This is a genomic window from Janibacter sp. CoH_79_TC_3, assembly GCF_058197955.1.
This window is the reverse complement of record NZ_JBXWIV010000005.1, coordinates 124,573-139,137: the sequence shown is the minus strand read 5'-3', so window position 1 is coordinate 139,137 and position 14,565 is coordinate 124,573. Positions and strand designations below refer to the sequence as shown.

17 protein-coding genes are annotated in these 14,565 nt (G+C 41.4%); all 17 read left to right on the top strand.

The genetic code is table 11. The annotated features are described in order from the left end of the window. Positions 1 to 190 precede the first annotated feature (190 nt). The 17 genes from AC2FA3_RS06980 (at position 191) to AC2FA3_RS06900 (ending at position 14,525) form a co-directional block, all read left to right on the top strand. The gene (locus AC2FA3_RS06980) at positions 191 to 676 is read left to right on the top strand and encodes a hypothetical protein (RefSeq protein ID WP_490508964.1); all 486 of its coding nucleotides are present in this window, start codon (positions 191 to 193) and stop codon (positions 674 to 676) included. Positions 677 to 695: 19 nt separating this feature from the next. Next, positions 696 to 1,136 (top strand): hypothetical protein, encoded by a 441-nt coding sequence (locus AC2FA3_RS06975; protein WP_490508963.1) that lies wholly within the window; start codon positions 696 to 698, stop codon positions 1,134 to 1,136. A gap of 644 nt (positions 1,137 to 1,780) precedes the next feature. Beyond that, on the top strand, positions 1,781 to 2,305 hold the full coding sequence (locus AC2FA3_RS06970; RefSeq protein ID WP_490508962.1) for a cytochrome b: 525 nt from the start codon (positions 1,781 to 1,783) through the stop codon (positions 2,303 to 2,305). A gap of 180 nt (positions 2,306 to 2,485) precedes the next feature. Continuing rightward, a complete protein-coding gene (locus AC2FA3_RS06965) occupies positions 2,486 to 3,073 on the top strand; it encodes a PepSY domain-containing protein (RefSeq protein ID WP_490508961.1) in 588 nt (195 codons plus the stop codon). Between the two features lie 286 nt (positions 3,074 to 3,359). Continuing rightward, the gene (locus AC2FA3_RS06960) at positions 3,360 to 3,833 is read left to right on the top strand and encodes a diacylglycerol kinase (RefSeq protein ID WP_490508960.1); all 474 of its coding nucleotides are present in this window, start codon (positions 3,360 to 3,362) and stop codon (positions 3,831 to 3,833) included. 46 nt (positions 3,834 to 3,879) lie between these two features. Further along, positions 3,880 to 4,608, top strand: a complete 729-nt coding sequence (locus tag AC2FA3_RS06955) for a PAP2 family lipid A phosphatase (RefSeq protein ID WP_490508959.1) — start codon at positions 3,880 to 3,882, stop codon at positions 4,606 to 4,608. Positions 4,609 to 4,908: 300 nt separating this feature from the next. Further along, complete coding sequence (locus AC2FA3_RS06950; RefSeq protein ID WP_490508958.1) at positions 4,909 to 5,535, top strand: cytochrome b/b6 domain-containing protein; 627 nt, start codon at positions 4,909 to 4,911, stop codon at positions 5,533 to 5,535. Between the two features lie 19 nt (positions 5,536 to 5,554). After that, positions 5,555 to 6,229, top strand: coding sequence for a response regulator (locus tag AC2FA3_RS06945; protein ID WP_490508957.1), 675 nt, complete (start codon positions 5,555 to 5,557; stop codon positions 6,227 to 6,229). 92 nt (positions 6,230 to 6,321) lie between these two features. Continuing rightward, positions 6,322 to 7,818, top strand: coding sequence for an ATP-binding protein (locus tag AC2FA3_RS06940; protein ID WP_490508956.1), 1,497 nt, complete (start codon positions 6,322 to 6,324; stop codon positions 7,816 to 7,818). Positions 7,819 to 7,906: 88 nt separating this feature from the next. Further along, on the top strand, positions 7,907 to 8,461 hold the full coding sequence (locus AC2FA3_RS06935) for a hypothetical protein (RefSeq protein ID WP_490508955.1): 555 nt from the start codon (positions 7,907 to 7,909) through the stop codon (positions 8,459 to 8,461). Then, positions 8,454 to 8,768 carry a hypothetical protein gene (locus tag AC2FA3_RS06930; protein ID WP_490508954.1) on the top strand — a complete coding sequence of 105 codons (315 nt, stop codon included), beginning with the start codon at positions 8,454 to 8,456 and terminating at the stop codon, positions 8,766 to 8,768. The genes AC2FA3_RS06935 and AC2FA3_RS06930 overlap by 8 nt, the downstream gene beginning before the upstream one ends. 52 nt (positions 8,769 to 8,820) lie before the next feature. After that, positions 8,821 to 9,969 (top strand): FAD:protein FMN transferase, encoded by a 1,149-nt coding sequence (locus AC2FA3_RS06925; RefSeq protein WP_490508953.1) that lies wholly within the window; start codon positions 8,821 to 8,823, stop codon positions 9,967 to 9,969. 56 nt (positions 9,970 to 10,025) lie between these two features. Beyond that, positions 10,026 to 10,709: a DUF8596 domain-containing protein gene (locus tag AC2FA3_RS06920; RefSeq protein ID WP_490508952.1), complete on the top strand. Its 684-nt coding sequence runs from the start codon at positions 10,026 to 10,028 to the stop codon at positions 10,707 to 10,709. Between the two features lie 93 nt (positions 10,710 to 10,802). Beyond that, entirely contained in the window at positions 10,803 to 11,501 is a 699-nt protein-coding gene (locus AC2FA3_RS06915) for a VIT1/CCC1 transporter family protein (protein ID WP_490508951.1), read from the top strand. Positions 11,502 to 11,711: 210 nt separating this feature from the next. Next, on the top strand, positions 11,712 to 12,341 hold the full coding sequence (locus tag AC2FA3_RS06910; RefSeq protein WP_490508950.1) for a DedA family protein: 630 nt from the start codon (positions 11,712 to 11,714) through the stop codon (positions 12,339 to 12,341). Positions 12,342 to 12,463: 122 nt separating this feature from the next. Continuing rightward, entirely contained in the window at positions 12,464 to 13,078 is a 615-nt protein-coding gene (locus tag AC2FA3_RS06905) for a YceI family protein (protein ID WP_490508949.1), read from the top strand. Between the two features lie 88 nt (positions 13,079 to 13,166). Then, positions 13,167 to 14,525 carry a c-type cytochrome gene (locus tag AC2FA3_RS06900; RefSeq protein WP_490508948.1) on the top strand — a complete coding sequence of 453 codons (1,359 nt, stop codon included), beginning with the start codon at positions 13,167 to 13,169 and terminating at the stop codon, positions 14,523 to 14,525. Positions 14,526 to 14,565: the final 40 nt, after the last annotated feature.

The following is a 14,565-nucleotide window of genomic DNA, read 5'->3' as shown; positions in this document are numbered from 1 at the left end:
AACAGGTTCTGCTAATCAAATTATTAACCTCGACTACTCTTTAAGAGTTTTTCCTTTATTTGTAATCTGTGTCAAGGGTTTGTACCAATACTATCGACAAATGCTATGCTAAAGTCTATAAAAATCGCTGTTATCAACCATATTTCACCCTAGTATCAAGTTTAAGAAAAAGGACTTTTGGAGGCTTAATATGCGACACGATTATGTAATGCAAACCACCTATCTTGCTTTCTACATTGCCAAACATGGAGGATTTTTAGATCGAGCTATTAGTATGATTGATGGCTCTCCTTTTAGTCACTGTGAGCTTGTCATTAAGGATCTTGGTAATCAGTATTACGATTGTATTAGCTCAAGCTATCATGATGGTGGACTGAGACGTAAGAAGATTGATATGTCAGACAATCATTGGGTTCTGATACCGGTGATGTGCGATATGGCTCATGTTCTGCGTTGGTTCAACAAACGCCAACACTTCAAATATAACTATCTTGGTATCATTAGAACCGTCATTCCCGGCTTTTACGAACCTGCTCATTTTCAATTTTGTTCTGAGGCTTGTGCAGATATGCTAGAGTTAGTGGACCCTGGAAGCTACGGAATCAAAAAACTCTATGAGTGGGCAACTCAGACGAATATAGCTAAAGATATAAGCAAACTCTCTAACAAACTATGATTATTAAAGGAGGTTTTTGATGCAACCTACCTATTTGGCTTTTTATACGGCGACGCATGGAACGCTGTTAGACCGAGCTATTAGTCTGATTGACGGCTCACCTTATAGTCACTGCGAGCTGGTAGTCGAGGATCTTGGTAATCGATGCTATGATTGTATTGGCTCAAGCCACCGTGATGGCGGACTGAGACGCAAGAGCATTGATATGTCACGCAGTCACTGGGTTTTGATACCAGTGATGTGCGATATGGGTTACGTTCTGCGCTGGTTTCAAAAACGCCAACACTTTAAATATGACTATCTCGCTCTATTTAGACCAAAGACGCCTGGCTTTTACAATCCTGTATACCGAGTATCGTGTGCTGAAGCTTGTGCAGATATGCTTGAACTCGTTGACCCCGGAAGCTATGGACTCAAAAAACTCTATGAGTGGGCTTTAAACCACCCAAACGATAATTAAATATAGTCAAATCCTATATAAATCAGAAATAGCATCAGGCTCGCTTAGTCTACTATTCGTAGTACTTTCACTCACCTTTTTTGTCTCCAAACCATACTTAACCAACCCCGGCTAATCAAACTCTTAATCCTCGCTAAGTTTCTCCTATGTCATCTCTCGTATTATAGATTCATACCAACAAGGTAGCTGATGACACCACGAAAGGTCTGTCAGAAATCGACTTACTATCTATGATATCGAAGTGGTCAAAAACAATCAGATATACGATGTGAGCATAGATGCTAATACTAGCAAGGTTTTAAGCAGTCAGGTTGATATGGAGCATAAAGATTAAAGAATAAATGAAAAGTATTTAACCTTAACATTTTCTTAACAACCCCAAGCTCATACTCATAGCCAAGTACTAACCTGTGACTTCCTACACTGGGATACTGACTACAATCATATTACTGATTGCACTTTTTATTTTAAATAACCTGCCACGTACTTTGATGCTATTGACTATCAAGCAATATATTTAGAATGAGCATGAAACAACTATTGAATACTCTTAGAAATCTACTGCATCTATGAAAAATCGCTATATTAAGTTGTTTCTGAAAAATCCAATAATAACAAAAATATATTTATATATGAGGTGATATATGGAAAAGGTAATACAAGTACAAAAATGGCCAGTTAGCAGCCGAATATTTCACTGGATAAGTGCGATTTTATTGCTGATAACTTGGATACTAATAGTTGTATACCAAAATACTGATCAGAACTTATATATTAATTTACACAAAGCCTTTGGTCTCAGTGTGTTGTTTTGGATGATTGCACGTGTATTCAATCGCTTATTGATTAAAGTACCAGCAGCTGTTGTCATGCCGCCTTGGCAAAAAAAAATATCGCAGTTGACTCATTTAGCTCTTTATATGATTTTGATTGCAATGCCTGTGGCTGGTCTATTAACGTCAGTCTATGGTGGTCATCCAGTTGATATGTTTGGACTGTTTGAAATCCCTGTTTTTGTAACCCCTAATCGTAGTACAGCACGCTTTTATGAAAATATACATACGGGTGTTATTTGGCCGATGATTATAGGCTTTACTTTATTGCACATTGGCGCAGCACTCTATCATCAGTTTATTTTAAAAGATAAGCTCATCAATCGTATGAAATAATTGTTTCAATGACTAGTCTAGTAAAGGTGCCTCTATTATTTTTACTTACTAATTAAACGCTAAATTCCCGTTAAGCTTCTCTTAAGTTTCAGGTCGTATTATAGATTCATACCAACGAGGTAGCTGACAAAACCACTGAATGGAATGTCAGAAATCGAATGAATACAAAGGATGAAGCTTATGAAAAACTTATCAATGTTAACCAAATCAATGATTGTCGCTCTAACGGTTGCTGGTATCGGCGCAACTGCTATTGCAGCGCCTGTTGCCAATACCAAAGCTGTGGCAAGCTCAAGTGGAGCGCTCAGTGCTATGCAAAGTAAAATTAGCCTAACGCAGGCAATCAATATCGCCAAAAAAAATGCTAAAGGCGATCTGGTCAGTGCAGAGTTTGATTATGACGACGATGGCAAAAATAAAGGTACCGGTAAATATGAAGTCGAATTTGTATCTAACGGTACGTCATATGAAGTGAAGATTGATGCCAATACCGGTAAAGTTATTAAGACTAAGCAAGAGAAACTAGATAAAAAGGAATTGGCTGAGTATAACGCCATGAAGCAAGCCAAAGTGTCGCTGACCAGTGCTATGCAAAAAGCAGCACAAAGTTTGAATGGAAAAGTCATCAGTGCTGAGTTTGAGCTGGAAAAAGGGCAGTCTGTTTATGACATTGAAGTTGTCAAAGGTAATCAAATATATGATGTGAGCATAGATGCCAATACTGGCAAAGTGTTAAGAAGTCAAGTTGACGTAGAAGATGACGATTAAACCAAACGCTTAAATTGTCACTGTTAACTGTTAACTGTTAATTTATAACCCAAATAGCAGGCAATAGCCGATACTGTGATAGACATGGTATCGGCTATTGCTCGTTTAGTGTTTAGATTTTAAGTAATCAGTGATAACACTATCATAATATCTCTAGAGTAATTATTTTGTTGTGTTTTCCGCCTCTATAAGTCAATACTCCCTTAACGCTTTCTTAATCTCTACTATCTTATACTACTTAAAATTTACCATATACCTTGATAATAATGACTATTGAGCACTCAATATGAGCAATGACAACCCTATCAATCTTGACGACGAAAAGATGAATTATGATACTTCGAGCCAAGAAACCTCTAATCAGCTGCTTGCACCCGATAGTTATGCGAGTATTGCTAAAGGCAACAAAGGTCTTTCTCGTATTATAAAAGCCACCGGTTATTCTTTAGATGGTTTTAAAGCCGCTTATAAATATGAGGCCGCGTTTAGACAAGTGTTTTGGCTCAATCTTGTGTTATTTATTGCAATCATATCTATACCTTTTGATATCAGCATAAAAATGATGCTGATAATTACCTCTTTTTTATCCCTTATCGTTGAGCTGTTTAATACCGGTATTGAGGCCAGTGTTGATCATGCCTCAACAGAACAGCATCCACTCGCTAAAATAGCCAAAGATGTGGGATCTGCAGCGCAATTTTTGGCGTTAGCACTGTTGTTTATCTTATGGGTAATGGCGTTATGGCACCTTTTATATTAAGTAATACTTGGATGTTTTTGGCTTAATATATTTTAAAGGTGATTCAATGACTCTAGCAAAAAATTCAACTGATTGGATGTGGCTCAAATTATTGTGCTTAACGATTATCGCCACACTGACGTTTGAGCATAGCCAATTTGATGTTCGTATTAGTGAGCTTTTCTATACAAATGGACATTGGTTACTTGAAAAAGACGCGCAGCCTTATGTGTTTATTTTTTATGACTTGCCTAAATTATTATTAATATTATTCGGCGTCTATTTAATAACCGTTTTAATTGGGCGCTATTGGCAAAGTCGATACTCTACTAACGTGAATGCTCAACCATACTTTGTTAGACCAATCGCAGCATTGTCTAGCCGAGAGATAGGGTATCTATTGATCACTATAATTATGGTGCCCACAATTATCGCAACGCTCAAAAGCTTCACCCATGTCAGTTGCCCCAATCATTTATCTCTATTCAATGGTGACTTACCTTATCTTAATCTTTGGCAAAGCATAGTAGCCATGACACCAGCAAAGTGCTTCCCAGCGGCTCATGCCAGCGCAGGGTTCTCTTTATATGGGTTAGCATTTTTACCGACACTACAAAAACACCGCTATAAAATTTTTATGATAGTTACGGGCCTAGGGTGGACGATGGGGCTATATAAAATGTCTTTTGGCGACCATTTTTTTAGTCATACCTTAGTATCGATGCTGCTGGCATGGACGATAGCTTGTGGGCTGGCGATGGTTTTCTTTGGTAGAATCAATATGAACAAAGGATGAATTTCTCACTTTAACCGTATTATAAGATGATGACTATAGTCACACATCAAACCAGCATATTCACTTAAGCCGTATCTCTAACTAATACCATATTATTCTCGCTGAATACTATGACCGCTTAACCACTACCTAAATATTCCTGTTTTTTCATTTCCTAAGCTCATCTTAAGATTTGTTTGTTGTAATAGCGATAAGACAGACGATGCTAACGCTAGTCTGCTTACGATATCTCGCTTAGCTTTTGTTTTTAGCAGCAGGATATCGTCAATCAATAAACGATTTATTAAGGGAGTGACAACCATGCGCCAACAAGACATGCTTGATGTGGTCGACGATTCTGTCATAAAATTACTTAGAAATCCTAAAACTAGGCAAGTCAAAGTTTGGGATATTCTAGTAAGATTTACCCACTGGACAGTCGCGGCTGGTATTATTGCCAATCTACTCTTTACTGAAGACGGCAGCGATCTGCACATCTATGTAGGCTATACCGTGGTAGGGTTAGTGGTTCTACGCTTACTTTGGGGGCTGATAGGGACACGCTATGCGCGCTTTACCAATTTCCTCCCTACGCCCACACGACTTAAACATCACCTATCAGCTTTAAGTGTTCGCCAGGTTGATGAACAACACCTCGGTCATAACCCATTGGCAGCTATTATGATGCTATCGTTATGGGCAGTGATTATAGGGTTAGGAATAACTGGTTATCTGATGGAAACAGATTTTTTTAGTCATATACAGCTGCTTGGTAATAAAGATGTGCTTGAAGAAATACATGAGTTATTAGCCAACAGTTTATATTTACTCGTTCCTTTACATATCTTCGCTGCGATTGCCATGAGTTATTGGCAACGCCAAAACCTGATTAAATCAATGATAACGGGCAAGAAAACGGTGACGGATAAGCCGTCCGATGTGAAATAAACGAAGCGGTGGAATAAACATGGCACGCATATTATTGATAGAAGACGATAGTAGCATTGCTGAAGGTATTATCCTCGGCTTAAAAAGTCACGGTATGATGGTCGATTGGTTTAGTGATGCCAAGCAAGGTGAAATGGCACTGCAAGAGGGCATGTTTGATGCGGTGCTGCTTGATTTGACCTTGCCAAAAGGGGACGGTATGACCGTGCTGCAAAACTGGCGAGCCAAACGGATAGATACGCCGGTATTGATTATCACCGCACGCGATGCGATTGCCAATCGGGTGGCTGGACTCAATGCTGGTGCTGATGATTATTTGGTCAAGCCGTTTGCTTTAGATGAGGTTGTTGCCCGTCTGCAAGCGTTAATGCGGCGCAGTCAGGGGCGCAGTCAGCCTGAAATCCGTTATGGTGAGGTGTCGTATCAGCCGCATAATCAACAAGTCTCTTATCAAGGTCAAATCATTGAATTGACCATCAAGGAATTGGCCATATTAGAGCAAATGCTGACCCATCCTAAGCAAATACACAGCCGAGCAAGTTTAGAAGATAAGCTGTACGGTTGGCAACAAGACATCGAAAGCAATGCCATTGAAGTACATATCCATCATTTACGTAAAAAACTGGGCAATGATTTTATCTTGACCAAACGTGGTATTGGCTACTATCTTAATCCCGCTTATAGCCGTGGTTAGCAGTCACTAACAGGACTTACGTCTACGTTTAGCTTATCCACCTTACCCTCTAACACTTTACCTCCTAACTTTGCATCCTAATAGGTATGCCTATGAAAAGTATCCAGCAACGGCTATTAACATCTCTACTAATTGGTCTACCTTTGCTATGGGTACTTACCTCCAGCTTTATTGCATGGCGGCTTTGGCACGAAATCAATGAAATGAACGACACCCAGATTACCCAAGTTGCTCGTTACTTAATAGGGGTTACTCCTAAAAACGATGATGATAGAGACGACCACCATGATAGGGAAGATTATGAGCAAGAGGATAGTAAAAATAAAAAGAAGCGTCCCGCCAAAATATACAACCTAGAAAGTAAGCAGCTATCAGGTGACCTCGGCGAAGCTGAAGACGACTATATGGGCTTTGCCATTTGGGATAAAAAAGGACGCCTATTGATGGCTGATGAAAATGGTCAGTCATTTGCTTTTTTGCCGGACCAACGTGGATTTTTAGAAGAACAGGATTCTGCCTATCAGCGCCTTAACCCTTTTAGTAAGCGCTGGCGTTTATTTTATGTGCATGATAACCATGACGATAAGCACGAAGGTCGGGTGATTGCTGTCGGTCAGAACCTTGAATCTCGCCAAGGGATGATTGTTGATGCTATGTCTGTACAAGTGCTGCCGATGTTAATTGGTCTATTTGCCTTTATGGCTTTGGTGGTCTTATTGATTCGACGCGGCTTTATGCCATTAACTCAGATTAGTGCCGAGCTTGAACAGCGTCAACCGCAAGATGATAGTCCCATCACAGCAGACGTACCCAAAGAGATTCAGCCTTTGGTTATAGCGTTGAATGCCTTATTTGTGAAAGTTGCGGATACCTTAGCCCGTGAGCAACGTTTTACCGCGGATGCTTCACATGAGCTAAGAAGCCCACTGGCAGCATTAAAACTACAAGCTGATTTATTGCAGCAGCAGATATTGCAGTTGTCTGGCTTAGAATCTGGCGTGGAAGATAATAATCAGCTGTTTTATCATGCCCAAAAAATCAGCGACGGTATAGAGCGTGCCACGCATTTAGTCGACCAACTGCTGATCTTAGCCAAGATAGAACCGCAACAACAATTGCCCCCTGAACAATTAGAAAGTCCGGATTGGCTACTGCTGACAGATATTATACTTAGTGATGTCAACCGCCTCGCTCGCGAAAAGCACATTCAGTTAAAACGTACCGTGAACTGTGATAATCCTGCTGATATTCTCCCCATTCTTATCAATCCTATCTTATTTAAACTGTTAATCCGCAACCTGTTAGACAATGCCATTCGTTATTGTCCTGAAGGCTCATTGATTGAACTTCAACTTGATAGCAGTGTAATTAGAGTGGTCGATAACGGCTTAGGTGTAGAGCCAGAACAACTGGATCGGTTAAGCGAGCGCTTTTATCGTCCAGCCGGTCAAAGCCAATTAGGTAGCGGTCTTGGACTATCAATTGCCAATCGAATAGCACAGCTTCACGGTCTCACGTTAGAGTTTGCTAACCGCTCCGAGCCAGAAACGGGCTTTATCGTAACAGTCAGCAATAAAGATGAACTATAAGCATTTAAAATAAGCTGTCTTAAGCTTGAGTTAATATTCACCCCGTATGCTGTTTGTATTCCCTAATAACATATACGGAGTACATGCTATGAGCCTACCTCTATTAAAACCCTTAGTATTGACTGTCGCTGCGACCTCATTGATATTCTTTGGTGGCGTTATCGCCTTATCTAACCAATCACCGAATGCTGATAGCAGTCTGTCAATGCTAAATCCTATCAGTCAAACTGACATTGACCCTGTCACTCAACCCTTATCTACTCAACCCTCAGCCCTCGCTGCCCTCAGCGCTGCGCAAGCAACCGAGCTTGCCAAACAAGAATCTCCTAATTCGATATTGCAGGCTACCCCAGAGCTTATCAACTATAACGGCACAGCTGCCTATGAAGTGCTATTAGACAGTGGCGCTACTTATATTGATGCCAATCTTGGTTCCATTCTCAATCCAGTCGCGACCAATAATGATTACGTTGAGAGCTATGATTACGACGATGATGATGACCATAAGGATAAGCATCATGATGATAAACACGACAAAAAAAAGCATCACGATAAGTATGACAAAAAAAATAGTCGCCTAATCGCTACGAGCTATCAGCAATATGATGAGGATGGCTTTGATGGGGGTAGCTACGATGACTAATACCAAACCACATCAGGCTAAAACCGTGAATAAGACGGCTAAAAAAGTAGATCCTTTTGCCTCTCTTAAAAGTAGCATTATGCTGGTCTCAATTGCAGGCACGATTGCAGGATGGCTAGTATTACTCAATCAAGAGACAGATACGCCAGCTATAGATACCGCTGTGTTGAGTAGTACCGTCTCTCAGAATAGCGAGACAACAACTGAGCCAATGCCAATTGTTGATATCAGCCAGTTGAGAAAAGTTAATGAAGTAGCGCCTATTGAGACAATAAAGGTGGTCGCTCGCACACGTTCTTCTCAATAAGTGAAAAGAATAACGTTGATTGAATTTAAGTTTGTGGTAAGGGAGACAGCAAATGCAAACCAATATGCCCGATAAAAACATACCTGAACTGGTAACGATTAAACTATTCGCCATGGGTTGTCATATTCAAATCAGCTTGAATATGACAAGGCTTAACCCGCGTTATTCACAGATAGCAATAGATCAGCAAATTGCTTTGCTAACAAGTGATATTCGAAAACGCATAGCGCAATGGGAACACATTTTCAGTCGTTTTTATGAGACCAGTGAGCTGATGCAACTGAATAACCAAACCAACCAATGGATTAAGGTGAGCCCAGAATTATTCGAGGTTTTACAGCGCGCGATTCACTTTACCTCAAAGACTCAAGGTTTGGTAACTCCGACTTTACTGAAAGAACTTTGGGATACTGGCTACAAATATTCATTTGAGACTTTACCCAAAATGTCTATGCCATCCGCGCCCATGACTGGCTCGAAGATTAGCTCAAATACATCCTCAAATATGACCTTAAACACCAGTGCAAGCTTGCAAGATACACCTAGGGCGAGCAATGACAGTCAGCAGATAGGACGTATTCAGCTGCGCCAGTTAGCTAATGGAAAGCATCAAGTATACCTGCCAGCGGGAATGGCGCTGGATTTGAATGGTTACGTCAAAGGCTGGTGCGCCATGCAACTGGCTAAGCATATTAGCCATCTTCATGACTGGCAACCTCCCTGTTTAGTAGATATGGGCGGAGATATAGCAATCGGCGTTCCAACAGACCAAATAGATAAACCAATTACCTGGGGAGTTGCTATTGCTAAACCTTATATTGCTGATGGTCAGAACGTTCAAGACGATGAAGATGTCGCCATTCTTGCCATTAGCTCCGGTGCCGTCGCCACTTCTGGGCAAGACTATCGGCGCTGGTGGCACGACGGTCGTTGGCAACATCATTTAATCCACCCTCATTACGCTTGTCCAGTAAGCAGTGACGTCCTAACCGCCACCGTACTTGCCACAGACACGCTAACAGCCGAGGTCTATGCAAAATACTGTGTGCTTCTTGGCGTAACTGAAGCGATGGCATGGCTTAATAAACATGATATTGCTGCACTGTTAATCGATACGAATAACAAAGTGTTGGTGACAGCTGCTATGCGCCCAAGCTTAGTAAAGCCAAATTTAGTACAGCCACAATTGATTGATGTTTAACTGATCATACTACAGGCGCTAGAGATAAATACATTAACATTCATAGGAGCATAGCCATGCACACCGATACCCCTGCTAGCCGTCATACTGCTTCTAATACAACGCTTCTTACTAAGGCGCTATGCATTGGCTTAATCTTAACAATTGCTATTGGTGTCGGCAGCTATGCGTTGTTAACTTGGGGAGAGACAGTTTCTCAGATACTGACAGCCACGGATAAACATTTCTGGTATTTATCACGGGCAAGTGGTGTTATCGCTTATACGTTATTTTGGTTGGCAGTCGTTTTTGGTTTATTGCTAAGTACGCGTTTAGGCAAGCATTTTAATGCAGCACGAGTATTTGCCTTACATCAGTATTTAAGTCTGATTGCAGTAGGCTTTGCCGCGTTTCATGCGGGTATCTTATTAGCGGATAACTTCTTAAATCTTAATCTATGGCAAATTTTACTGCCTTTTGGTTTTCAGACTGAGCGTGTAGGGGTTGCACTGGGACAATTGGGGTTTTGGCTATTATTCATTTGCGCCTTTAGCTTCTATATTAAAAAGTATATTGGGCAATCAGCATGGCGCTGGCTACACTTTTTAACTTTTATGGCTTACATGTTTATTAGTATTCATGTGTTTATGGTCGGCTCAGACAGTAGAGCGCTGCCTTTATTAGTATTTTACGCTGGTAGTCAGACGTTGGTATTTTTACTAATGACCTATCGATTGGTGGCGCTAAAACAAGCCAAATAATTATGCATGAAGAGTTGTGAAGTTGTAAGCAGTTATAAGCTACACTGACATATTCTAATTCATGTCAACACCGTTTGAGGTTTGAAGATATTTATGCACCATTCTATTCATGATGAAGTACATTTAAGCAATCGTAATCATTGGTTAAGAGCGGCAGTACTGGGGGCGAATGATGGCTTGATTTCTACCGCTAGTTTACTGGTTGGTGTCGCTGCAGCAAGTACAAGCAGCCAAACATTGCTACTAACAGGAATGGCAGCGTTGACAGCAGGCGCTTTATCAATGGCTGCTGGCGAGTATATTTCAGTATCATCACAAGCAGATACCGAAAAGGCAGATTTGGATAAAGAGTTACATGAGCTGACTCATAACGCTGAGCGCGAACTGTTTGAGCTGACAAAAATTTATGAAACCCGTGGACTGGATCACGTATTGGCGCATCAAGTTGCTGTGGCTTTGACCGAGCATGATGCACTTGAAGCTCACGCCCGAGATGAGATTGGTTTGACAGATCTTAGTCAAGCAAAACCGATTCATGCCTCAGTAGCTTCTGGATTATCTTTCATTGCTGGGGCGATATTACCGATTATTGGTATTCTGCTGTTGCCAGCACAAACACTGGTTTGGTCATTATCATCTTTGACCATAATAGGCTTAGCGCTACTTGGAGTAATATCGGCGCGTTTGGGTGGCGCACCTGTTATTCCTGCTACTGCTCGAGTAGTCATTTGGGGCGTGCTAGCGATGGTTGCAACCTCATTGATTGGAGGGTTATTTGGCGTGGCTGTCTAGCGTTCACTACATCTCTAAAAACAAGCCATCACTTCAAACTATTCCTAATATTAGCCATCACCTTAACGCTATCTTAACGCCAAGCTAAGTTATGATGATAGAGGTAGAAATAGAAGTGCATGATATATTGGCTCATGGCTCATGGCTCATGGCTCATGGCTCATGGCTCATAGTGCAAAAATCACATCGGTTACTTAACAAGGTATTTTAATGAGTCAGGTAAGCGCGTGGGTACTAATTATCATGGCAAAATTTGGCTATCTCGGTATTATCTTTGCTATGTTTGCCGAAAATGTTTTTCCGCCCATACCTTCTGAGCTTATCATGCCTGCCGCTGGTTTTGCGGTAGCTAGAGGTGATTTAAACCTAATACTGGTCATCCTAGCAGGTACGCTTGGCTCGGTAATTGGAGCACTGCCGTTATATTATCTAGGGCGCTTACTGAATGAAGATCGCTTAATGGTATTTACTGAAAAATACGGCAAATACGTATTCGTTAAGCCTAGTGATATACGTTCCTCTAGTGTTTGGTTTGATAAACATGGCAGCAAAGCGGTCTTCTTTGGACGTATGGTGCCGGGTATTCGCTCATTTATATCCATCCCTGCGGGAATGAGTAAAATGCCGATGCTTCCTTTTTTGGTATTTACTGCTTTGGGCTCAAGCATTTGGACAAGCTTATTAACCATTGCTGGCTATTATTTTGGTGAGAATTACGAAGTGATTGAAACTATGCTAGCACCATACTCTAAGGGTTTCTTATTACTCGCTGTGGTTATTATTATTGCTTGGTTTATCAAACGTCGTTTAATGGCTCGACGTAATATCAATAATATTTAATTGAAAACATAGTTGTTTATCTGCTGTAGTGAACGACCCTTGTATTCAGTTTAATAAGATAGGGCTAGTAAAATTTTACGAAGCGTGTCATAAGTAAGATTACACAACAAAGGAATGTTGTCATGAGCCAGCTTGTATTTGACAAAGTCGTATTACGTTACTGCAAGCGATTAGGGACACTATTATTGCTGGCAGGTTGTACGGTTGGCAGCCATGCTGCTACCTATAAAATCGAGCCTGACCATTCCAACGTACGCTTCGCTATTGACCACCTCAAAACCTCTGCTACCACTGGTGGCTTCTATAATGTGACTGGAATACTCCAGTATGATCCGAGCGCAAAAACCGGCGACATCTCCCTTATTATTCCCATAAAGTCCTTAAACACCGGTAGCAAGATTTTTAATCTTAAACTGATGGGACCTGATTTTTTTAATATGGATCAATTTCCATTGGCTCGTTTTGAATCTAGCAAATGGCATTTCAGCTCTGACAAAGACAATCCAAAGGTCACACGAGTGGATGGCAAGCTAACCTTAAATGGTCAGACCCATCCTATTAGCTTACTGGCGACCAAATTTAATTGTTACCTGAGCTCTCCACTTAATAGAACGGTCTGTGGCGGCAATTTTACCGCCACGATTGACCGTACTCAGTGGAATATCAAAAAATATGTTTTATTCGGTATGACTAAAAATCTGACGTTAAATATTCAAGTCGAAGCGGCTAAACAGTAGCTTCTTAAGTTCAGTAAATAATCAGCGTGTCATAGCGTCATAGCCAACGTTATTAAAAATGAGTTTTTGCCAGCCTAGCGAGGATACTATGAAGCCAATTTCTATAATGTTATCAGCACTTGTACTAAATATGGCTTCCAGCGCTGTCATGGCTGATAGCGCAGGCTTACCTCATGCGATAAGTATGCTTAATATTAGTCCCGCTACTAGCTTACCTAATGTCAGCCCTGCAAATAGTAATCTTGCCAATCGCGGTGCCTATATCGCCCGTACTGCTGACTGTATGGCTTGTCATCGCGAGGACTATAGCGGTGGCGTCGCAATTGAAACACCGATTGGCAATATTTACTCGACCAATATCACGCCCTCTCAACGTTATGGTATCGGTAATTATACTGAAAATGACTTTAAAAAAGCCCTGCAAAAAGGTCGGGCGCCCACGCATCAGCTTTATCCTGCGATGCCATATCCGTCTTATCATGGTATAGCTGATGCGGATATTAGTGCGTTATTTGCCTACTTTCAGACCGTGCCTGCAGTAGAGGAGGCACCTGAAAAAATAACTAAGCTACCATTTCCATTAAATATCAGAACCTTAATGCTCGCTTGGAATGTGATTAATGTCCCTTCTACCGAAAGCCGTGCAGGGCTTACCCAAACCCAGCAACGCGGTGAATACCTCGTTAATAACTTAGAACATTGCGGCACTTGTCATACCCCGCGCAACCTCACGCAAGGTCTTGATAAGAAAAAATATTTATCTGGTGCGCCTCTTGGTAAATGGTATGCACCCAACATCACCCCAGATAATGACAGTGGTATCGGGCGTTGGAGCGAGAATGATATCGTCACTTACCTACGTACCGGTTTGCTCGATAAACGCGCTTATGCCGGTGGACCTATGGCTGAAGCGGTCGCCCATAGTACCCGCTATCTAAGCGACGATGAATTAAGCGCAATGGCTGCTTATCTAAAAGTCGTCCCTATCATCAAGACGGACGATTATGTGATACCCGTGGATACGTCACGACTGGCAAACCCGGTAAGTCGCTCTATTACCTACAATTTAATCGAGCAAAAAGACTATTTAGCGCAGGCAAAATCTACGACTAATACTGGTTCTAATCATGACCAAAACTCGCAAAAAGCGCTATATCTTGCTGCCTGTGGCAGCTGTCACGGAGTAGATGGTTACGCGCAGCCCGATGCTCGTTACGCCTCTATTGTAGGACTGAGTAGTATTCGTCGCGTTAAGCCAGACGCACTGGTTAACGTTATTGCTTATGGCGCAAAAGGGGCGTTAAACACCGCACCCAAAATGCCCGGCTTTGAGAAACAATTAACTCATGCGCAGATTGCCAGTATTACCAATTACGTGCGGATAAATTTCGGTGGTCTACCAAATAGTGATGTGAGTGCTGCTGACGTCAAACGCATCTTAAAGTAGTGCTATTAACTGCACTATTAATCCAGCTATAAAAACACCT